At 67.9% G+C, this 19,537-nt stretch carries 18 protein-coding genes and 2 tRNA genes; 9 read left to right on the top strand and 11 right to left on the bottom strand.

Annotated elements, in window-relative coordinates; all coding sequences use genetic code 11:
* The first annotated feature begins 152 nt into the window (after positions 1–152).
* Together AC1DCZ_RS01260 and AC1DCZ_RS01255 are read left to right on the top strand one after the other, a co-directional pair.
* Positions 153–1,376, top strand: a complete 1,224-nt coding sequence (locus AC1DCZ_RS01260) for a multidrug effflux MFS transporter (protein WP_476973039.1) — start codon at positions 153–155, stop codon at positions 1,374–1,376.
* Positions 1,377–1,717: 341 nt separating this feature from the next.
* On the top strand, positions 1,718–2,125 hold the full coding sequence (locus tag AC1DCZ_RS01255; RefSeq protein WP_476973038.1) for a hypothetical protein: 408 nt from the start codon (positions 1,718–1,720) through the stop codon (positions 2,123–2,125).
* Positions 2,126–2,228: 103 nt separating this feature from the next.
* Here the strand turns inward: AC1DCZ_RS01255 and AC1DCZ_RS01250 are convergent.
* From AC1DCZ_RS01250 to AC1DCZ_RS01225, 6 genes are all read right to left on the bottom strand, one after another.
* Positions 2,229–2,301: transfer RNA gene (locus AC1DCZ_RS01250), tRNA-Asn, on the bottom strand.
* 136 nt (positions 2,302–2,437) lie between these two features.
* A tRNA-Asn gene (locus AC1DCZ_RS01245) sits at positions 2,438–2,510 on the bottom strand.
* A gap of 53 nt (positions 2,511–2,563) precedes the next feature.
* Positions 2,564–4,513, bottom strand: coding sequence for a DNA primase (dnaG, locus tag AC1DCZ_RS01240; protein ID WP_476973037.1), 1,950 nt, complete (start codon positions 4,511–4,513; stop codon positions 2,564–2,566).
* A 64-nt stretch (positions 4,514–4,577) separates the two neighbouring features.
* Positions 4,578–5,867 (bottom strand): deoxyguanosinetriphosphate triphosphohydrolase, encoded by a 1,290-nt coding sequence (locus AC1DCZ_RS01235; protein WP_476973036.1) that lies wholly within the window; start codon positions 5,865–5,867, stop codon positions 4,578–4,580.
* The gene (dusB, locus tag AC1DCZ_RS01230) at positions 5,860–7,038 is read right to left on the bottom strand and encodes a tRNA dihydrouridine synthase DusB (RefSeq protein WP_476895141.1); all 1,179 of its coding nucleotides are present in this window, start codon (positions 7,036–7,038) and stop codon (positions 5,860–5,862) included. Before dusB ends, AC1DCZ_RS01235 begins: the two co-directional genes overlap by 8 nt.
* 124 nt (positions 7,039–7,162) lie before the next feature.
* Positions 7,163–7,753 (bottom strand): BBE domain-containing protein, encoded by a 591-nt coding sequence (locus AC1DCZ_RS01225; RefSeq protein ID WP_476973035.1) that lies wholly within the window; start codon positions 7,751–7,753, stop codon positions 7,163–7,165.
* Between the two features lie 195 nt (positions 7,754–7,948).
* Here AC1DCZ_RS01225 and AC1DCZ_RS01220 point away from each other — a divergent pair, with 195 nt between their 5' ends.
* The 4 genes from AC1DCZ_RS01220 to AC1DCZ_RS01205 all read left to right on the top strand — a co-directional run bounded on the left by AC1DCZ_RS01220 (position 7,949) and on the right by AC1DCZ_RS01205 (position 11,974).
* Positions 7,949–8,752 carry an alpha/beta hydrolase gene (locus AC1DCZ_RS01220; RefSeq protein WP_476973034.1) on the top strand — a complete coding sequence of 268 codons (804 nt, stop codon included), beginning with the start codon at positions 7,949–7,951 and terminating at the stop codon, positions 8,750–8,752.
* A gap of 66 nt (positions 8,753–8,818) precedes the next feature.
* Positions 8,819–9,631 carry a DUF1295 domain-containing protein gene (locus tag AC1DCZ_RS01215; RefSeq protein WP_476973033.1) on the top strand — a complete coding sequence of 271 codons (813 nt, stop codon included), beginning with the start codon at positions 8,819–8,821 and terminating at the stop codon, positions 9,629–9,631.
* 1 nt (position 9,632) lies between these two features.
* Positions 9,633–10,463, top strand: coding sequence for a lysophospholipid acyltransferase family protein (locus AC1DCZ_RS01210; protein WP_476973032.1), 831 nt, complete (start codon positions 9,633–9,635; stop codon positions 10,461–10,463).
* 71 nt (positions 10,464–10,534) lie between these two features.
* On the top strand, positions 10,535–11,974 hold the full coding sequence (locus tag AC1DCZ_RS01205) for a short-chain fatty acid transporter (protein WP_476973031.1): 1,440 nt from the start codon (positions 10,535–10,537) through the stop codon (positions 11,972–11,974).
* Positions 11,975–12,045: 71 nt separating this feature from the next.
* Here the strand turns inward: AC1DCZ_RS01205 and AC1DCZ_RS01200 are convergent, their stop codons facing one another.
* From AC1DCZ_RS01200 to AC1DCZ_RS01190, 3 genes are all read right to left on the bottom strand, one after another.
* Positions 12,046–13,041, bottom strand: coding sequence for a GNAT family N-acetyltransferase (locus tag AC1DCZ_RS01200; protein ID WP_476973030.1), 996 nt, complete (start codon positions 13,039–13,041; stop codon positions 12,046–12,048).
* A gap of 2 nt (positions 13,042–13,043) precedes the next feature.
* Positions 13,044–14,429 (bottom strand): glycine--tRNA ligase, encoded by a 1,386-nt coding sequence (locus AC1DCZ_RS01195; RefSeq protein WP_476895146.1) that lies wholly within the window; start codon positions 14,427–14,429, stop codon positions 13,044–13,046.
* Positions 14,430–14,551: 122 nt separating this feature from the next.
* Positions 14,552–15,535: a DMT family transporter gene (locus AC1DCZ_RS01190; protein ID WP_476973029.1), complete on the bottom strand. Its 984-nt coding sequence runs from the start codon at positions 15,533–15,535 to the stop codon at positions 14,552–14,554.
* Between the two features lie 33 nt (positions 15,536–15,568).
* Here AC1DCZ_RS01190 and AC1DCZ_RS01185 point away from each other — a divergent pair, with 33 nt between their 5' ends.
* Positions 15,569–15,805 carry an RNA-binding S4 domain-containing protein gene (locus AC1DCZ_RS01185; RefSeq protein WP_476973028.1) on the top strand — a complete coding sequence of 79 codons (237 nt, stop codon included), beginning with the start codon at positions 15,569–15,571 and terminating at the stop codon, positions 15,803–15,805.
* Positions 15,806–15,841: 36 nt separating this feature from the next.
* On the opposite strand, the gene AC1DCZ_RS01180 is transcribed toward AC1DCZ_RS01185, so the two are convergent.
* Positions 15,842–16,498: an alpha/beta hydrolase gene (locus AC1DCZ_RS01180; RefSeq protein WP_476973027.1), complete on the bottom strand. Its 657-nt coding sequence runs from the start codon at positions 16,496–16,498 to the stop codon at positions 15,842–15,844.
* 70 nt (positions 16,499–16,568) lie between these two features.
* Here AC1DCZ_RS01180 and AC1DCZ_RS01175 point away from each other — a divergent pair, with 70 nt between their 5' ends.
* Both AC1DCZ_RS01175 and AC1DCZ_RS01170 read left to right on the top strand, forming a co-directional pair.
* Positions 16,569–17,444: an SGNH/GDSL hydrolase family protein gene (locus tag AC1DCZ_RS01175; protein ID WP_476973026.1), complete on the top strand. Its 876-nt coding sequence runs from the start codon at positions 16,569–16,571 to the stop codon at positions 17,442–17,444.
* Between the two features lie 49 nt (positions 17,445–17,493).
* Entirely contained in the window at positions 17,494–17,949 is a 456-nt protein-coding gene (locus AC1DCZ_RS01170) for an SHOCT domain-containing protein (protein ID WP_476973025.1), read from the top strand.
* A gap of 103 nt (positions 17,950–18,052) precedes the next feature.
* On the opposite strand, the gene AC1DCZ_RS01165 is transcribed toward AC1DCZ_RS01170, so the two are convergent.
* Positions 18,053–19,537, bottom strand: coding sequence for a CoA-acylating methylmalonate-semialdehyde dehydrogenase (locus AC1DCZ_RS01165; RefSeq protein ID WP_476973024.1), 1,485 nt, complete (start codon positions 19,535–19,537; stop codon positions 18,053–18,055).

Genomic DNA, 19,537 nt, shown 5'->3' with positions numbered 1-19,537 from the left:
CGCTCGCGCGGGTTTGCCGAATCTGCACAGCTTCGCACAGACCCCGGTGTCAAAACTACCATTCAGCCCCCGGTCAGGGCCTTGAGGGCAAGGTGTGGCGCGCCCGTGGAGCCGCCGCCCCCGGCCACCTCCGGGCCCTAGGATGGACCTCTGTGACGACACCCACGAATCCCGGCGATGCCCTGAGCCGACGCCGCAAGCTCCTGTACATTCTGATGCTCGGGGCGCTCACCGCTCTCGGACCGTTCACCGTGGACTTGTACCTGCCGGCGTTCCCTGCCCTCGAAGCAAGCCTGGGCGTCTCCCAGGCCGCAGTTCAGCTGACACTTACCGGAACGACGGTCGGGTTCGCCCTGGGCCAGCTGGTGGTGGGACCGCTGAGTGACAAGTTCGGGCGGCGCCTGCCCCTCATTCTGGCGACGGCGGTGCACATTTCCGCGTCCCTCGGCGCCGCCCTTTCCACGGACATCGCCGCGCTGGGTTTCTTCAGGATCCTGATGGGCGTCGGGGCCGCGGGAGGCGGGGTCGTGGCCATGGCCATGGTCCGGGACCTGTTCAGCGGCTACGCCATGGTGCGGATGTTTTCACGGATGGCCCTCGTCAACGGCCTGGCCCCGATCCTCGCCCCCGTCATCGGATCGCAGCTGCTGCTGCTGATGCCGTGGCCGGGCATCTTTTTCTTCCTGGCCAGTTACGGGACCCTCGTGATCATCGCGGCCCTGTTCGTGGTGCGTGAGACGCTGCCACCGGAGCTGCGGGGGAAGACCGGGCTCACAGCCCGTCAACGGTACAAAGTGCTGTTCGCGGACCGGATCTTCGTCGGCCTGCTGATGGTGGGCGGTATGAACTTCGCGGGCCTGTTCACGTACCTCTCCGCGTCGCCGTTCCTGTTCCAGGGCATTTACGGCTTCACGCCGCAGCAGTATGGACTGCTCTTCGGCATCAACTCGCTTGGCATCGTTTCCGGAGTGCAGACCAGCTCCCGGCTCATCAAACGCGTCCCGCCGCAGTGGATCCTGGCCTGTTCCACCGCTTGGATGTTCCTGATGGCCGTTCTGATTGTCGTTTTCGATCGTCTGGGCTTCGGACTCTGGGGTGTCATGGTGCCGCTGTGGTTCTACATCCTCGGCGCCGGCTTCACGTTTCCGACCGTCCAGGTGCTGGCCCTGGCCAAGCATGGCGCCCAGGCCGGGACCGCCGCCTCCTTGCTTGGCGCGGCCACTTTCATGATGGCCGGCCTCATTTCTCCGGTGGTCGGCTGGCTCGGCGGACAGTCGGCCACGCCGATGGGCGCCGTCCAGGCTGTGTGCATCTTCCTGGCCGCCGCGGCCCTGTGGCTGGTCGTCAGGCCCCGCACCGTCCCCTCGATCCACTAGGGGACCCGCCGCGCCCGCTGCTCCCCCACGGGACATGCTCATTCTTGGTGCCACTCCCCCGGGAGGTCATGCCCATTCCTCGCACCCAGGACTGGGCATCACGGGATCATGTCCACGCGCCAACCCCAGCAACGGACATGTCCCGTGAAGGGCTGCCCGCCTGCCCGCACGGAACACCTCCCCCGGGAGGACATGCCCATTCCTCGCACCCAGGACTGGGCATCACGGGATCATGTCCACGCGCCAACCCCAGCAACGGACATGTCCCGTGCCTGTGCCTGTGCCCGTGCCCGTGCCGGAGTGCCCTATTCGGCGTCCCCGGCGGGCGATAAAGTTGATGTATGCCCGACTGGCAGGATCCTCCGCCCCTACCGGCCACGTGGCAGCGGGTCGATGCCGGGATCCTGCCGCTGTGGTGGGATCGGTTGTGCAGCCAGACCAGCACCCAGTCGGCAGCCCTCTTCGCCGCCGGGCTGTTCACGGAGGATCGCCGGCGCCCGATCGCCCAGTGGTACAACCCGGCCTACGATTCCGCCCTCCTGGTCGCCCCCGAGACCTCCCCCGAATGGCCTGTGCAGCGCTTCGGGATCTTCTACGCCCCGCCGGGCTCCGGCTTCACCCAGGTGCATTCGGCCCCGCATGAGTGGCACCCGCGCGAGCCCCGGAAGTCCCCCACCGAGAACGAGGCATTCCAGGCCGCCGTGGCCGAGGCCGAGCGCTTCCTCCAGGTCGAGATGTACTTCGTCTGAGAACAGCACTCCCCCGGCACCGCGGCACCCCGGAATCCGGGAACATCAAAGGGCACAAAAAAGGTCCCGCAGCCGGTTGTTCACCGGCCGCGGGACCTGTCCGCTCCTCCTGCTGGACTTGAACCAGCAACCCTTCGATTAACAGTCGAATGCTCTGCCAATTGAGCTAAGGAGGAATGAAGCAGGTACGACATTAGCAAAGGTTTCGCCGCTTTGGAAATCGGCCGGGGCCGCCCTGGCACTGACCCCGCCGATACCCCCAGCGGGTATCAAAAAGTCCCCGCTCCGGTGACCCGGAACGGGGACTGCGCGCTCCTCCTGCTGGACTTGAACCAGCAACCCTTCGATTAACAGTCGAATGCTCTGCCAATTGAGCTAAGGAGGAATGAAGCGGCTATAAGCCTAGCAAACACCGGGCCGGGAAACGAAATCGGCGCCTCAGGCGTCGGACCGCAGCGACCGCCGCTGCATCTCGAGCTCCATGAGCTCGCGGTTCAGCCGCTGGAACTCCTCAGGGTCGGCCGAGGCGTCGAGCCTCTGCAGCTGTCCCATTTTGTCCGCCTTGATCCGGGTGATCTGCAGCTCGAACAATCGGGCGAGGATGTCCTTGCAGTACCGCAGCACTCCGTCGGCGGTGCTGGCCGGCAGCGGCACGACGGCGAGCTCGGACACGAGCGGCCGGAGCGGCTCGGAGACCTCCTGCAGCAACTGCTCCACCCAGCGCATCGGATCCCCTGCGAAGCCCAGCCCGGTGGCCCGGATGGCTTCGTGGATGGCACCGTACACCGGTGTCGAGAAGCGGGCCTCAGTGAAGCGCTGCCAGGTCTCGCCTTCGAGCATCCCGGGTTCCTGCAGCGCCACCACGAGGGCCTGGCGTTCCATGGCCGCCACCGGGTCGCGGGGGTCCGGCCGGTTGAAGGACGGAAGAACGGCCGACGGCGGCAGGGGCGCCACGCCGGGCGCTGACCGCCCCGGTGCGCCTCCGCCGGGACTCTGGCCGTAGCCGGAGCCGTGGCCTTGTCCGGAGCCGCCGGACGGCTGCTGGGCGGCGCGCTTGGCGGCCGCGCCGACGGCCCGGCTGACTTCCTCGACCGGCATTCCCAGCCAGCCTGCGAGTTCGCGGGCGTAGGCGGGACGGATGCCGGCGTCGCGGATCTGGGCCACGACGGGCGCGGATTCACGCAGTGCAGCGATCCGGCCCTCGACCGTGTCCAGGTTGTGCCGCTTGAGGGAGGCGCGGATGGCGAATTCGAAAAGCGGGCGGCGGGTCCCGATCAGGTCCCGGACAGCGGAGTCGCCCTTGGACTGGCGCAGCTCGCAAGGATCCGCCCCGGTGGGTTCCACGGCCACGTAGGTCTGCGCCACGAACCGCTGGTCCTCTTCGAAGGCGCGAAGCGCCGCCTTCTGGCCGGCGGCGTCGCCGTCGAACGTGAAGATGACCTCTCCGCCGCTGCCGTCGTCGGAGAGCAGCCGGCGGGCGATCTTGATGTGCTCGGTGCCGAAGGCGGTGCCGCAGGTGGCCACCGCCGTCGTGATGCCGGCCAGATGGCAGGCCATGACGTCGGTGTAGCCCTCCACCACCACGAGCTGGCGCTCCTTGGCGATGTCGCGCTTGGCGAGGTCGATTCCGTACAGGACCTGGGACTTCTTGTAGAGCGCGGTCTCGGGGGTGTTGAGGTACTTGGGGCCTTGGTCGTCCTCGAAGAGCTTGCGGGCGCCGAACCCGATCGTGTCCCCGGCGATATCCCGGATGGGCCAGATCAGCCGGCCACGGAAGCGGTCATATATTCTCTGCTGGTTTCCGGGTCCCCCGGCTGAGAACATGCCCGTGAGCTTGAGTTCCGCGTCCGTGTAGCCGCGGCCGCGGAGGTGCTTGAGCAGGGCATCCCAACCCTGCGGGGCGTAGCCGACGCCGAAGAGCTCGGCGGCCGCGCGGTCAAAACCGCGGCCGTGCAGGAAGTTCCGGCCTTCCGTGGCCCCCGCGGTCAGCAGCTGGGCGCGGAAGAACTCGTCGGCCACCTTGTGGGCGTCCAGCAGGCGCTGGCGGCGGCCGATGTCCTCGCGGTTGGGGCCGGAGCCGCCGTCCTCGTAGTGGAGCTCAAAGCCGATCCGGTGCGCCAGCTTTTCCACGGCCTCGTGGAAGGAGATGTGGTCCAGTTTTTGGACGAAGGAGATGACGTCGCCGTCCTCGCCGCAACCGAAGCAGTGGTAGCGGCCCGCCTGAGGGCGGACGGTGAAGGAGGGCGAGCGCTCATCGTGGAAGGGGCACAGGCCTTTGAATGACCCCAGCCCAGCGCCCTTGAGGGTCACATAGCCGTCAACGACTTCCTTGATGTCGGTCCGCTGGCGTACTTCGTCGATATCTTCACGTTTGATCAGGCCAGCCACAGTGCCATCCTAGTACCGGGCGCGACGCCGGCGGGGCGGCCATGGCGCCCGTCACCACCGCACTTCACCACAACGACGGCAGGCTGCCGACCAGCCGCTCGTACATGGCCAGCGCTGAGCCGTCCGTCAGCGATGCGACCTGGTCGATCACGACACGCAACCGCGCGCCGTCGTCCCCGGCATCGCGCCAGTCCGCGGCAAACATCGGCTCGAGATGGCGGTCTTCGGTGGCGCTCAGGGCAGTGACGAGGGCGTGCAGGACCTCGCGCTGGCGTTCGTAGATGGGCTGCCGGTGCTCGGTGGTCATCACGAAGGTGGTGGCCAGGCCCTTCATCACGGCTATTTCCATCACGGTCCCGTCCGGGACAATCAATTCCGCGTTGTAGCGGGTCAGGTTCTCCGGCCCGTAGACGGCGCGTGTGGCTTCGAGTGCGCTCTGGCAGAACCGGCCGATGAGCTGGCTGGTCATGTCCTTCAATGCGGCCATGGATTTGCGGCTGCCGTCGGCCTCCCGCACCCAGACGCTCGTGGCTTCAAGCCGGCCGAGGGCGGCGTCGATCGCGGCGGGGTCGTTGTACGGCAGGTACCACTGCTTGGCGTAGCCCACCACCCGGGCGCGGTGGTCCGGGTTGTCCATCCAGCGCAGCTGGAAGTGGCCGGCCACGATCGCGTCCTCAACGTCGTGCACGGAGTAGGAGATATCGTCGGCGAGGTCCATGACCTGGGCTTCGAGGCAGGACCGGCGCCCGGGGGCGTCCTCGCGGATCCAGTCGAAGATGGGCAGGTCGTCCTCGTAGGCGCCGAACTTGCTGGTCCGCTGCCCGTGGATGACGGGGGCGTTCTCGGCCGACCAGGGGTACTTGGCGGCGGCGTCCAGGCTGGCGCGGGTCAGGTTGAGCCCTGCGGGCCGGCCGTCCGCCGCCAGGACCTTGGGCTCCAGCCGCGTCAGCAGGCGCAGGGTCTGGGCGTTGCCTTCGAACCCGCCGATGGCGTGCGCGACCTCGTTCAGTGCCGATTCGCCGTTGTGGCCGAACGGCGGGTGGCCGAGGTCATGGCTGAGACAAGCCGTGTCGACGACGTCTGGATCGCAGCCCAGGGCGCGGCCCAGTTCCCGGCCCACCTGGGCCACTTCGAGGCTGTGGGTCAGCCGGGTGCGGACGAAGTCGTCGGTGTCCGGTGCCACGACCTGGGTCTTGGCACCGAGCCGTCGCAGTGCCGAAGAATGCAGGACCCGGGCGCGGTCGCGCTCGAAGTCAGAGCGGTAGGTGCTCTTGGGCGGTTCCTCGACCCAGCGGGCGCAGTCGCGCGCCACGTAGCCGTCAAGGACCGGGGCGGTTGTCCTGGTTTCAGCCACCGGAGACGTCCAGTTCCGCGAAGGAGATGTCCCTCGACTGTGCGGCGTCCATGGTCCGGTCCAGCAGCCAGTCCTTGGGCAGGGCCGGCTTCTTGGGCGAGCCGGCCCTGCCGCGCGGGCCCTCGGCGTCGCCCCCGGGGTACGGCGAATCGAGGTCCAGCTGGTCCAGGGTCTCTCGCAGCACCTCAAGGCTCGTCACCAGCGCCAGCCTGGTCCGCAATTCGCTCCCGACCACGTAGCCCTTGAAGTACCAGGCAATGTGCTTGCGGATCTCGCGCAGGGCCTTCCCTTCGTCCCCGAAGGTTTCGACCATCAGTTCGGCGTGGCGGTAGACGCTCGCCGCGACCTGGCGCAGGTCCGGTCTGTGGCGCTGGTCGCTGCCCTCGAAGGCGGCCATGAGGTCGCCGAAGAGCCACGGCCGGCCCTGGCAGCCGCGACCCACCACCACGCCGTCGACGCCGGTCTCGCGGACCATGCGGATGGCATCCTCGGCGGACCAGATGTCGCCGTTGCCGAGCACCGGGATGTCCGGCAGGGCCTCGCGCAGCCGGGCAATCGCGGACCAGTCGGCCTGCCCGGAGTAGAACTGTGCGGCGGTGCGGCCGTGGAGGGCGACGGCGGCCACGCCGGAATCGCGGGCGATCCGGCCCGCGTCGAGGTAGGTGAGGTGGTCATCGTCGATGCCTTTGCGCATCTTGATGGTCAGCGGAACGTTGCCCTTGGAGGCTTCCTTCACGGCAGTCTGCACGATCGAGGTGAAGAGGTCCGTCTTCCAGGGCAGCGCGGAACCGCCGCCGCGCCGCGTCACCTTGGGGACCGGGCAGCCGAAGTTGAGGTCGATGTGGTCCGCGCGGTCTTCCTCAACCAGCATGCGGACGGCCTGTCCGACCGTCACCGGGTCCACGCCGTAGAGCTGGACGGAGCGGACCTTCTCGTCGTCGTCGTGCGAAATGATGCGCAGCGATTCGGGCGTGCGCTCCACGAGGGCACGCGAAGTGACCATCTCGGCGACGTACAGTCCTCCGCCGTACTCACGGCAGAGCCTGCGGAAAGCGGAGTTGGTGATCCCCGCCATGGGAGCCAGGATCACGGGGGTGTCTACCGTGATGGGACCCAGCTTCAGGGGCGGGAGTTCCAGCTTGGGGGCGGGAGGCGTTGCTACGACAGTCACCCGTCCATTGTCTCAAAGCCGGGCAAATCGGGCGGATCCGGGCCGGCTATGTGGATATCCGGGCCCCAGTTCCGGACGGCGGTCCCCGGGCCCGGCGCGTTTCCCGGGACTGCGGCGCCGGGCCCTATCCGGCCTGCCCGGGTGGGATGTTCTGGTTGATGTGGAAAAAGTTCTGGGGATCGTATTTGGCTTTGATGGCGCTCGGCCGGCCGTAATTGGCCCCGTAGTTCCCCGCGACCATGGGCTGGTCATCCCAGTCCATGAAGTTGACGTAGGCGCCGGGCTCCGAGTGCTGGCGCAGGGCCGCGGCATAGTCCCGTACCCATTGGATGTTGGCCTCGTTGTCTGCGGGATCTTCCCACATGCCGGCAACCACCGGGGCGAACTTCATATTCCGGTTCGCGAGCGCCGTCTCCGTCGGCCCGACGCGCTGCACGGCTCCGTCGTTGAGCTCTGCGAGGAAGCTCGCCTTCCAGTAGCCCTGGAGGCCCTGGTGCAACAAGGGATCGAAGGCCCCGTTCAGGGCCGGATAGGGCATGGGTCCCAGCAGGGAACCTGCAACGGGAGCGACGTCCAGGAGCGGCTGCCAGCGGCCGGGGCCCTCGGCGGGATCCCCCGTCCACATGCCGACCACCACGCACACGGACTTGCCGTGCCATTGCTCGGGCAGGAACGGCACCGGCGGCCCGAGGGCGAACGCCAGGAAGGCCCTCACAGCCGATAACGCCGCAGCAGCAATCGCCCGGGCGGGTGGCTCCGAATGCAGGGTAGGCGCTTCCCGTCGAACCGGGGAATGTCGGGCGCCCGGCGGGGGTTTAATATCCCGCAGCGGCCGGTGCAGCGGCCGATGCATTGACTCATGTATAGACCGACACATTGACGTGCCGGTGGCGCATCTTATGGTTGGTAATTGACGGACAAAAACGGGGAGGACACCAGCGTGGCGATGCGCAAACTCGACGACCGTGGAACCGGGTCTTCAGGCCCGGGGCCCACGGTCAGGGCCGTCCTGACGATTGCCGAAGCGGTCGGAGAGACCCGCGGCATCGCCCTGGTCCTGCACGGCGGACGGGCCGACAGCTACGATCCGGTCCGCGGCCGTCACCTGAGCCCGGCCCGGATGCTGCCCTTCGCCCAGGCCCTGCGGACCCAAGGCGGCCCACACGGTCTGGCGGTCTGGACCCTCCGGAACCGTTACCGCGGATGGAACGGGGAGGACATGTCCCCCGTGCAGGACGCCCGCTGGGCACTCTCGCACATCAGCCGGGAACATCCGGGGGTTCCGGTGTATCTCCTGGGCCACTCGATGGGCGGGCTCACCGCCCTGTGCGTCGCAGATGACCCCCAGGTGGACTCCGTCGTCGCACTGGCTCCCTGGCTCAGCGCGGCAACGCCGGTGGTGCCCGTGGCCGGCCGCCGCGTCCTGATCGTCCATGGCAGCGAGGACCGCTGGACCAGCCCGGGCAACTCCCTGGCCTACGCCCGGCGGGCCTACGGCGTCGCCGGGTCGGTCGACTATGTTGCCCTCAAGGGTGCGGGGCACTTCATGTTCCGCCGGGTGGCTTTGTGGAACTCTCTGGCTACCGGCTTCATCCTGGATGCTTTCGGATCGGACGCCGGCGCCGACCTGCAGACGAGCAACCTCCAGAAAAGCAGAGAGTCGCTCCGCAGGATCCTGCCCGAGACCGGCACCGCCCTGCCGCTGGTGTTGTGATGCCCCGGCGCTGTCACAGGTCCGACCCCTCCGGGCCCTTCCCTCGTCCCGTGATTGGACTCCCTGATGCCGCAGTTCCCGCTTGATGCCTTCCTCTCCAGCCTGCCGTGGGTGGCCGCGGCCCTGGTGGCGCTGCTGGCTGGAACCTTCTGGATCGCCGTGCGCCAGAGCCGCCATTCGGTCATCGACACCGTCTGGGGCCTGGGCTTTGTGGTGGTGGCCGCCGTCTCCTGGCTGCTCTCCGCAGGCCACGGCGACGCCGGCCGCCGCCTGCTGCTCCTGGCGCTCGTCGCGGTGTGGGGCATCAGGCTGGCCGCCCACATCGGCGTCCGGGCCCGCGGCGGCCACGAAGACCCCCGGTACGTGGACATGTTATCCCCGGCGCCCGGTTCCCGGAACGTTTACGCGCTGCGGCGGGTGTACCTCCCCCAGGGCGTCGTCATGTTCTTCGTTTCGCTCACCATCCAGGTGGGCATGTTCAGTACGGGAGGCCTAGGATGGCTGGCGCTGCTCGGAGTTCTCCTCTGGATCTTGGGCTTCGTGTTCGAAACAGTCGGCGACTGGCAGCTGGCACGGTTCAAGGCCGATCCGTCGAAGCGCGGGACCGTCCTGGACACCGGCCTCTGGCGATACACCCGGCACCCGAACTACTTCGGTGATGCCGCAGTATGGGCGGGACTCTTCCTCGTGGCCGCCGAGTCCTGGCCCGGTGTGCTGACCGTCCTCTCCCCCGCCCTGATGATCTGGACGCTGGCGGGAAAGACCGGCAAGCCCTTGACGGAAAAGGCCATGTCAGCCCGGCCCGGCTACAAGGAATACGTGGAGTCCACCTCGGGGTTCATCCCGCTGCCTCCGCGGCACCGGACCGGCGGGCGCTGACATGCCTTGGCGGCCACAGCCCAGCGACCGCTTTTACCGCTTCATCATCCGCACCGGGCTGGCTTTGCACCGGCTGTTCCGGATCCGCGTCGGCATCACGGGCCAGGAGCACCTTCCGCCGCCCGAACCCCTCAACGGCTCGTCCCGGCGCGTGACGCCCGGCAGCGGGGCCGTCGTCGCCATCACCCACTTCGGCTACCTCGACTTTGCGTTTGCCGAACTGCTGCTGTGGTGGAACAGCCGCGCCCAGATGCGCTACCTGATCACCCAGGGCGCGGCCGACCACTGGTTCGCCGGGCCCGCCGTCAGCGCCGCGGGCCACGTGGTGGTGCCCTACGGTTCCGGCAGCGGGGCCTACGATACGGCCGTCTCCAAGCTCCGTGAAGGCGAGTACATCGCGATCCTGCCGGAAGCGGGCGTCAGCCGTAGCTTCCGGGTCCGCGAATGCAAGACCGGTGCCGTGCGCATGGCCGCCGAGGCCGGGGTGCCGATCATCCCGGTGTCCATCTGGGGCGCCCACCGGCTGATGACCCGGCACCACGGATTTTCCCCGCGCCGCGCCTGGCGCGCGCCGGTCCGCATCCATGTGGGCCAGCCGATACCTCCGCACGCGTTGCCCGGCCCCGCCCAGGACGCCCAGCCAGCCACCGACAAACTGCGCCAAGTGCTGCAGGCCGGCATCGATGCCGCCATCGCGGACTTTCCGCTGGCGCCCCCGCCCGGCGCCTGGTGGATGCCAGCTGACCTCGGCGGCGGCGCGCCCACCGAAGAGGAGCGGCAGAGGCTGGACGCGGCGGAAGGCCCCCGGCGCGCCGGGGGCCGGCGTCGATAAGCCCGCTTCCCGCCGTCGTCTTGGCTAAGCTCCATCGGGTACAAAATCGCACTCAATGGAGAGGGACACCTGTGGCAAGCACAGTCGTGACCAAGAACGGGATCGAAGAACGCGGTCTCGCCCGGATAGCCCAACGCATGGCGGCGTGGACCGAGAAATGGTTTCCTGACGCCTACATCTTCGCCCTGGCCGGCGTCGTCATCATCGCCCTGGCCGCGCTGGCGATCGGTGCTTCTCCACAGTCGATCGCGGACTCCTTCGGCAACGGCTTCTGGGACCTGACCGCCTTCACCCTCCAAATGGCCATGGTGGTACTCACGGGCTACGTCGTGGCTACCTCCCCGCCCGTGGCACGGCTGATCAGCAGGCTCGCCCTCATCCCCTCGACCGCCCGGACGGCCGTGAGCTTCGTGGCCTTGATGTCCATGTCGGTCTCCTTCCTCAACTGGGGCCTGAGCCTCATCTTCGGCGGCCTGCTGGCGCGCGCGATTGCCCGCCGCAGGGACCTCACGGTGGACTACCGCGCGCTCGGTGCGGCCGCGTTCATGGGCCTCGGCGCCGTCTGGGCGCTGGGACTCTCATCATCTGCCGCGCAGTTGCAGGCGACGGCCTCGTCCCTTCCGCCGGCGCTGCTGAAAATCACCGGGATCCTCGACTTCGGCACCACGATCTTCACGTGGCAGTCGCTGCTGACCCTCGCCATCCTGATGGCCCTCACCACGGTGATCGCGCACTTCTCCGCTCCCCAGGGCGGCGCGATCCGCACCGCCGAGGACCTCGGCGTGGACCTCGACGACGCGCCCGGCGCCCCGGCCCCGCGCTCCCGCCCCGGCGAATGGCTCGAATACAGCATCATCCTGCCGGTCCTGGCCGGGGTCCTCACCCTGGGCTGGCTCGTCTCGCAGTTCCTCACCAAGCCGTTCCTGAGCGTGGTCAGCAGCCTGAACGGGTACCTGCTGGTCTTCCTCATCCTGGGCCTCGTGCTGCACGGCACGCCGCGGAACTTCCTGCAGGCTGTGACGAAGGCCGTTCCCGCGACCGCCGGCATCCTGGTCCAGTTCCCGCTGTACGCCGCGATGGCGGCGATCCTGACCAAGGCCACCGGAACAGGGGGCATGTCCCTCTCGACGCACCTGGCGGCGTTCTTCTCGGACATCGGCAGCGGCGGCGGGTTCGCCGTCGTGATTGCGCTCTACACCGCCGCGCTGGGCATCCTGGTCCCGTCCGGCGGCGGCAAGTGGCTTGTGGAGGCGCCCTACGTGATGCAGTCCGCCACTGATGTGCACATGAATCTCGGCTGGACGGTGCAGATCTACAACATCGCCGAGGCCCTGCCGAACCTGGTCAATCCGTTCTTCATGCTGCCTCTGCTGGCAGTGTTGAGGCTGCGCGCACGCGACCTGGTGGGCTTCACGTTCCTGCAGTTCATCTTCCACCTTCCGGTGGTCCTGCTGCTGGTGTGGCTGCTGGGGATGACGTTCGGCTTCGTTCCCCCGGTGATGCCCAAGTAACACCCCTTAAGCCCAACTGACCCGCAGTATTCACTACTGCGGGTCAGTTGCGTTAAGGGGCTACGCGGCGCCTACGCCGGGTCCGAGACGACCAGGGTTTCCGCGCCAAGGACCCGGGCCCTTCCGCTGTCCAGCAGCGGCTCGACGACGGCGCGCAGGGCCGTCATGGAGTCGTCCAGTTCCAGCAGGACGGGGTGCTGGAAGGCAATCAGGGCCAGGAGGTCGCGGACGGCGGCCTCGGCCTCCTTCGCGCCCAGCTTCGGCTCGTGGCCCAGGAACACATCAGTGGGTTCGGCGGACGCGCCCTCCCCTGCCTTGTCCTGGCCGGCACCCTGCGCATAGCTGATCGCAAAGGCCTCCAGCCGGCCCTTCCTGCTGGCCAGGACGCCGTGACCGAACGCGCTGGCCTTGGGAGCCCGCAACACGATCGCGCCGTGTGCTCCGCTGAGGTCATCCAGGAACAGGCGCTGCACGGTGGCGATGCTGAGCTCCCCGGGACTGTCCCAGCTGTGCACGGCTGTGTAGTAGCGCCCCACGACGTCGCTCAGTTCGACCGAGCCTGTGGCCAGGTCCTCCACCTGGTCGGAGGCTGCGGACTCGGACCCGTCACCGAAGACGGGCAGCTTGAGCGCCGCCGGTTCCACGACCACGAGGCGGGAGCGCTGGATCGGAGCCAGGCCGGCCGCCTCGGCGAAGGCCGCGCCGGGAGTGCCCGGTTCCACTTTGCAGCGGAGCCGGGAGATTCCCGACGGCGACTGTGCGGCCTCGTGCCGGAGCATGGTCAGCAGGGTGGAGCCGACGCCGGTGCGGCGGTGGTCCCGGGCGACCTCAATGTAGGCCCAGAGCCGTTGCGGATGCAACGACGCCTCATGGACGACCCCGGCGGCGACCGGGATGCCCACGCCGTCGACGACGTCCTCGGCCACGATGCACCGGCGCCACGGGGCGTTGCCCGAGGGTGCCAGCGTGCCGCGGAACTGCCCGGCCTGCACCGTCTCCGGGCCACCCCAGATTTCCAGCAGCGCGTGGTCGTCGCCCTCACGCCATTCGCGGTATTCGATCGCCATAATCAGGCGCCGATCAGGCGTGCGGCCAGGTAGCCCTCCACCTTGTCCAGGGAGACGCGGTCCTGGCTCATGGTGTCGCGTTCACGGATCGTGACGGCCTGGTCCTCGAGGGTGTCGAAGTCCACGGTGATGCAGAACGGGGTGCCGATCTCGTCCTGGCGGCGGTAGCGGCGGCCGATGGCGCCGGCGTCGTCGAACTCGATGTTCCAGCTCTTGCGCAGCTGGGCGGCGAGGTCCTTGGCCTTCGGGGACAGGTCCTCGTTCCGGCTGAGCGGCAGCACGGCGGCCTTGACCGGCGCCAGGCGCGGATCGAGCTTAAGGACGGTGCGGATGTCGACGCCGCCCTTGGCGTTCGGGGCCTCGTCCTCGGTGTAGGCGTCGATCATGAAGGCCATGAAAGAGCGCGTCAGGCCGGCGGCGGGTTCGATCACGTACGGCGTGTAGCGCTCGTTCGTGGCCTGGTTGAAGTAGCTCAGGTCCGCGCCGGAGGCCTTGGCGTGCGTGGTGAGGTCGAAGTCCGTGCGGTTGGCGATGCCCTCGAGCTCGCCCCACTCGGAGCCCTGGAAGCCGAAACGGTACTCGATGTCCGTGGTGCCCTTGGAGTAGTGGCTGAGCTTTTCCAGCGGGTGCTCGAAGAAGCGCAGGTTCTCCTCACGGATCCCCAAACCCGTGTACCAGGACATGCGTTCCTTCATCCAGTACTGGTGCCACTGCTCGTCCGTGCCGGGCTCGACGAAGAATTCCATCTCCATCTGCTCGAACTCGCGGGTGCGGAAGATGAAGTTGCCCGGCGTGATCTCGTTGCGGAAGGACTTGCCGATCTGGCCGATGCCGAAGGGCGGCTTCTTGCGGGACGTGGTGAGGACGTTGCTGAAGTTGACGAAGATGCCCTGGGCCGTTTCCGGGCGCAGGTAGTGCAGGCCTTCCTCGCTGGCTACCGGGCCCAGGTACGTCTTGAGCAAGCCGGAGAACTCGTGGGGCTCGGTCCACTGGCCGCGGGTGCCGCAGTTGGCGCAGGCAATGTCCTTGAGCCCGTTCTCGGCGGGACGGCCCTTCTTCTCCTCGTATTCCTCCTCGAGGTGGTCCGCACGGTAGCGCTTGTGGCATGACAGGCACTCCACGAGGGGGTCGGAGAAGACGTCGACGTGGCCGGACGCTTCCCAGACCTGGCGGGGCAGGATGACGGAGGAGTCCAGGCCGACCACGTCCTCACGGCCGCGCACCACGGACTGCCACCACTGGCGCTTGATGTTTTCCTTGAGCTCGGCACCGAGGGGCCCGTAGTCCCAGGCGGAGCGTGAGCCACCATAGATTTCACCGGCCTGGAAAACGAACCCCCGGCGCTTGGCGAGGGAAATGATCTGGTCGAGGACGGATTTTGCTGCCATGGTGACTCCAATTTCTACAGGGCCGCTGGGTGCGGTCCGTGGTTTCAGCCCCGGACTCCCGGCTGGTTGCCGGACGGGGCGCTGCGAAAGGGTGGTATGCGAACTCCCAGCCTACCGGCCTGCTACCTCTTCAGGGCTCCCCTGGGCCAGGGCAGGGTGGCGAGGACAATGGCGAGGAGGGTCAGGAGGGTGCCGAGGACCGTGGGCACAGCCACCACGGTGCCGGGCACAGGGAAGGCCAGGTCCAGCCCCAGGGAACCCAGCAGCTGTCCGGCGATCATGCCCAGTCCCGTGACCAGCACCCCCAGGCTGCGGACGAGGAGCGCGCCGACGCCGATGAAGACCGCGCCCATCGGACCGCCGAGGTAGTACCACCACTGGTCGGGGAGCGGGTTTCCGGCACCGGCGACGGCCAGCTTGATCAGCCACGCGATCCACAGCAGGACTGTGCCGGCGATGAAATTCACGAGTGTCGCGGCAATGGGGGTGCCGTAGTGGACGGTGGCCGTCCCGTTCATGGCCTGCTGGAAGCTCATCAGGAAGCCGGCAAGCACCGGGAGGAGGACAGCCAGGAGCACCGGCCCGACGCCGGAGTCCCGGCCCATGGCTGCTGAACCAGCAAGGCGCGGGGACACTGCCCAGGCGACGGCCGCAATGGTCAGGACGGAACCGATGACCCGGATGCCGGTGACCGGCTTCTTGCCGCCGGGCCCCATGCCCATCCGGTCCACGAGGAGGCCGCTGAGCGTCTGTCCGGTCACCGCCGCGACGGTGAACAACGCCACGCCCAGCAGTCCCACGGTGAAGGACTGCGCGAAGACGAAGAAGGCCCCGATGCAGCCGGCCAGCACGTAATAAGGCGGAAACTGGCGTTCCCGGACGGCCGGCATGATCCGCGCCAGACCGGTCCGGCCCTTCGGCAAGGCCAGGGAAACGGCGATCATCAGGACCAGCCCGGTGGTGAAGCTGACGACGGCGGCGGCGATTCCGTCCGCCAGGGCGGCGCCAAGAGCGCCGTTGATCCTTCCCTGGACTGGGATGAACAGCCCGGCAGCCACTGCCAGGGGAAGACCGGCAATGAGCGGGAGCCGGGGTGTGTGGGTCATGGCTGTCACCTTACGTCAGGCATCATTGCTTATATGAGCAACCCGGAAATTGAAGACATCCCCATCCGCGACGACATGATCCGGCTCGGCCAGCTGCTGAAACTGGCGAACCTGGTTGAGGACGGCGTGGAGGCTGCGGAACTGATCAAAAACGGCCTCGTCCAGGTCAACGGCGAGATCGACGACCGGCGCGGGCGCCAGCTCCACCACGGCGACACAATCACCGTGAACGGGCAGACCGTGCGGATCAGCACGCCCGCCGGTTCCTAGCGGCCCCGGTCGTTCCTGACGGCGCGGCCGCCGCGGCTATTTTCTGCCGTTGAGCACCACGTGGGTGAGGAACTCCGAGACGTGGCCGATTTCCTGCTGGTTGATGCCGTGCCACATGCCGGCGTACAGCACCTTGGTGAGTTTCACGTGCTTGCGCACCCAGCCCATGGTGTACTCGATCTTGTCCGGGGTAATCACCGGATCCTGCTGGTCCCTGCCCCAGAACAGCGGCACGGTTCCGTTCAGGTCGGCGTCGCGGAAGCTCGGATCCGAACCCGCGTCCACAACAAAGCCTGAGAGCCCGACGACGGCGGCGAAGTCCTCCGGGCGCTGTCTCAGCAGTGTCGTGGCCATAGCCATGCCCATGGAGAAGCCCAGCAGCGTCACCGACGGGTGATTGCCCTTCACGGAGTCGATCCAGTCCTGCGCGTACACTGCGGCGTCCTTGACGGCGTCGAGCGTGTAGTCGATGGAAGCCGTCAGCGGGAACCACGTGTAGCCCGGGCCGGAGACAATCGGGGCCCGGACCGAGGCGACTGCGAAGTCTTCCGGAAGCATGTCCGCCAGGCTGAGCAGATCCTGCTCGTTGGCCCCGTAGCCGTGGAGCAGGACCAGGAGCGGCTTGCCGGCCCGGGCCTCCTCGGGCTTGGACCACAGGACAACGGGGGCAGGGAAGGCATCGGCGTGAGTCATGGGTCCATTCTTACAGTTACCAATCAGTAACAAATTCCGATGGCGTAGCTTTACACGAACAGTGCAGGATATGAGGGTGAGCGAAACCGAAGCCATGGAGAACGCAGAAGAGCGCGTCGTTGTCCACCCGTGGACCCGCTACGTGGCCATGGGTGACTCCTTCACGGAAGGGATCGGCGATCCCGAACCGGCGAGCCCGGGCGGCCACCGGGGCTGGGCGGACCGGGTCGCCGAGGAACTGAGCCGCGGCCACAACGACTTCGCCTATGCCAACCTGGCGGTCCGGGGCCGGCTCCTGCAGCAGGTCGTTGACCAGCAGATGGCGCACTGCCTCTCGCTCAAGCCGGACCTGATCACGCTCTCGGCCGGCGGCAACGACCTCATCCGCCCCGGTGGCGATCCCGACGTGCTGGCGGAGAAACTGGACGCTGTTGTGCAGATCCTGAGCCTGGCCGGTGCGACGCTGGTCCTGTTCAACGGCCCGGACATCGGCTCCGCCGTGCTCGGCCGGATCCGCAGCAAGGTGGCGATTTACAACGAGAACCTGCGCACCATAGCGGCCCGCCACGACGCCGTCATTGCAGATATGTGGTCCTTGCGGCAGCTCACAGATCCGCAGATGTGGGATGTTGATCGTCTGCATTTCTCGCCGCTGGGCCACCACACGATCGCCGCCATGGTGCTGGATTCGCTGAATGTCCAGCACACCTTGGAGCCGCTCTCTCCCAAGCCCCTTCCGCAGCGCAGCTGGCGCGAGGCCCGTTCCGGCGACCTCGTGTGGGCGAGGGAGTACTTTGTGCCCTGGGTGGTCCGCCGGCTCCGGCACCGCTCCTCCGGGGACGGCATCACGGCGAAGCGCCCGTTGCCGGGACCGGTGTTCGGTCCCGGCGTCCCGCTGGGTTCCGGCGAGGGCCCGCCGGGCGCCGGGGAACCCGTGCGGTCATGAGCCGGTCCGGGCATAAGCTGGAGGAACACTTTGTGAAAGGCGCGGCACCGTGAGCAGTCTGTTCTTTTGGATCATCGTCCTGACATTCCTGGTTCCGACGGCCCGTCGCCTGTACCGGAGATCCGTCAACGGCCGCAACCGCCGCCAAGGCCTGCCCGGCGGGTTCCCGGACCAGCCCGGCAACCAGTACCCCGGCCAGTTCCCTCCCCCGCAGAACAACCAGCCGCGGGACGGTTACTCGCAGCAGGACTACTTTGGTGGCGGCTTCCGGCAGCCGGCACAGCCGACGTGGCAGGCGCCGACCGCTCAGCCGATCGCGCCCCAGCCGAACCAGACGACGTGGCAGCAGCCGGCGGCCCAACCCGCCGGACCCGAGGTGCCCCCGCCGCCGGCCCCGCAGGGCTTCCGCGCCCGCCGGCTCGCGGAACTGGACCAGCGCTACAGCAACGGCGAACTCTCCATGGAGGACTACATGGCCCAGCGCGCGGAGATCATGAACGGCTAACCCCACTCCCGGCAACGCGGGGTCACTCGCGGCCCATGAACCGGACGTGGATGGGCCGCGAGTGACCCCGCGTTTCTTTGGCGGAGGGGGTTCAGCGGCGGGATTAGTCGACCTGGGGGAAGCCGAGGTCGATCACCGAGGTGGACGGGTCCGGCCAGCGGGTCGTGACGACCTTGCCGCGGGTGTAGAAGCGGATGCTTTCCGGGCCGTACATGTGCGTGTCGCCGAACAGGGAATTCTTCCACCCGCCGAACGAGAACGTTCCCACCGGCACCGGGATGGGCACGTTGACGCCCACCATACCGGCCTCGACGTCGAACTCGAACTGGCGGGCCGCGCCGCCGTCGCGGGTGAAGATCGCCACGCCATTGCCGAATTCGTTGTCATTCACGAGCTTGACGGCGTCGGCGTAGGTCTCGACGCGGACCACCGAGAGCACGGGGCCGAAGATCTCGTCGTCGTAGACCTTCATGCCCGGCTTGACGTGGTCGATCAGGCTCACGCCCAGGAAGAAGCCCTTGGAATCGAATTCCTGTTCCCGGCCGTCCACCACCACGGTGGCGCCTTCATTCGCGGCGCCGGCGACATAGGAAGCCACCTTGTCGCGGTGCTCGGCCGTGATGAGCGGGCCCATCTGGGAGGCGGGGTCGGTGCCGGGGCCGATCTTCAGCGTGGCCATCCGGCTGGTGATGGCGTCCACGAGCCCGTCCGCGATGCTGCCGACCGCGACGAGGACGCTGACGGCCATGCAGCGCTCCCCGGCGGAGCCGTAGGCGGCGGAGACTGCGGCGTCGGCGGCCATGTTCAGGTCCGCGTCCGGCAGGACCACCATGTGGTTCTTGGCACCGCCGAGGGCCTGCACCCGCTTGCCGTGGTCCGCGGCGCGCTTGTAGATGGACTGGGCAATCGGCGTGGAGCCGACGAAGCTGACGGCCTTGACGGCCGGGTGGTCGAGCAGCACGTCGACGGCTTCCTTGTCGCCGTGGACGACGTTGAGGACGCCGGCGGGCAGGCCGGCCTCGGCGAAGACCTGTGCGATGAAGACGGCGGAGGACGGATCCTTCTCGCTGGGCTTGAGCAGCACGGTGTTGCCGCAGGCCAGCGCGCTGCCGATCATCCACAGCGGAACCATCGCTGGGAAGTTGAAGGGCGTGATGCAGGCGACGACGCCCACTGGCTGCCGCACCGAGTGGACATCGACGCCGCCGGAGACCTGTTCGGAGCGCTCCCCTTTGAGCATGTGGGAGAGCCCGGTGGCGAATTCGATGTTCTCCAGGCCGCGGGTGATCTCGCCTTCGGCGTCGGAGAGGACCTTGCCGTGCTCGCTCGTCAGGAGGGCGGCCAGCTCCGGCCTGCGCTGCAGGAGCAGTTCGCGGACTTTGAAGAAGATGGTGGTGCGCTTGGCCAGGCTCGTGGCGCGCCAGCCGGGCAGGGCGGCGCGGGCGGCTTCGATGGCCTCCTCGACGCGGGCGGCGGACGCCAGGGCGACCTCTTTTTCCTGCTCGCCGGTGGCGGGGTTGAAGACGGGGCCGTAGCGCTCGGCGTCGGACACCAGTGCGCCGTTGATGAAGTGCGGGATGCGTTCCAT

Source organism: Arthrobacter sp. 10N418 (assembly GCF_056394725.1).
The sequence above is the reverse complement of the archived record's forward strand: the minus strand, read 5'-3'. Positions and strand labels throughout refer to the sequence as shown.

Excerpts from the sequence above, each read along its gene's own strand:
- AC1DCZ_RS01165 (WP_476973024.1), bottom strand. The coding sequence starts at position 19,537 with ATGGAACGCATCCCGCACTTCATCAACGGCGCACTGGTGTCCGACGCC.
- AC1DCZ_RS01200 (WP_476973030.1), bottom strand. The coding sequence starts at position 13,041 with ATGGCGATCGAATACCGCGAATGGCGTGAGGGCGACGACCACGCGCTG.
- AC1DCZ_RS01190 (WP_476973029.1), bottom strand. The coding sequence starts at position 15,535 with ATGACCCACACACCCCGGCTCCCGCTCATTGCCGGTCTTCCCCTGGCA.
- AC1DCZ_RS01180 (WP_476973027.1), bottom strand. The coding sequence starts at position 16,498 with ATGACTCACGCCGATGCCTTCCCTGCCCCCGTTGTCCTGTGGTCCAAG.
- AC1DCZ_RS01215 (WP_476973033.1), top strand. The coding sequence starts at position 8,819 with ATGCCGCAGTTCCCGCTTGATGCCTTCCTCTCCAGCCTGCCGTGGGTG.
- AC1DCZ_RS01210 (WP_476973032.1), top strand. The coding sequence starts at position 9,633 with ATGCCTTGGCGGCCACAGCCCAGCGACCGCTTTTACCGCTTCATCATC.
- AC1DCZ_RS01255 (WP_476973038.1), top strand. The coding sequence starts at position 1,718 with ATGCCCGACTGGCAGGATCCTCCGCCCCTACCGGCCACGTGGCAGCGG.
- AC1DCZ_RS01185 (WP_476973028.1), top strand. The coding sequence starts at position 15,569 with ATGAGCAACCCGGAAATTGAAGACATCCCCATCCGCGACGACATGATC.
- AC1DCZ_RS01195 (WP_476895146.1), bottom strand. The coding sequence starts at position 14,429 with ATGGCAGCAAAATCCGTCCTCGACCAGATCATTTCCCTCGCCAAGCGC.
- AC1DCZ_RS01175 (WP_476973026.1), top strand. The coding sequence starts at position 16,569 with ATGAGGGTGAGCGAAACCGAAGCCATGGAGAACGCAGAAGAGCGCGTC.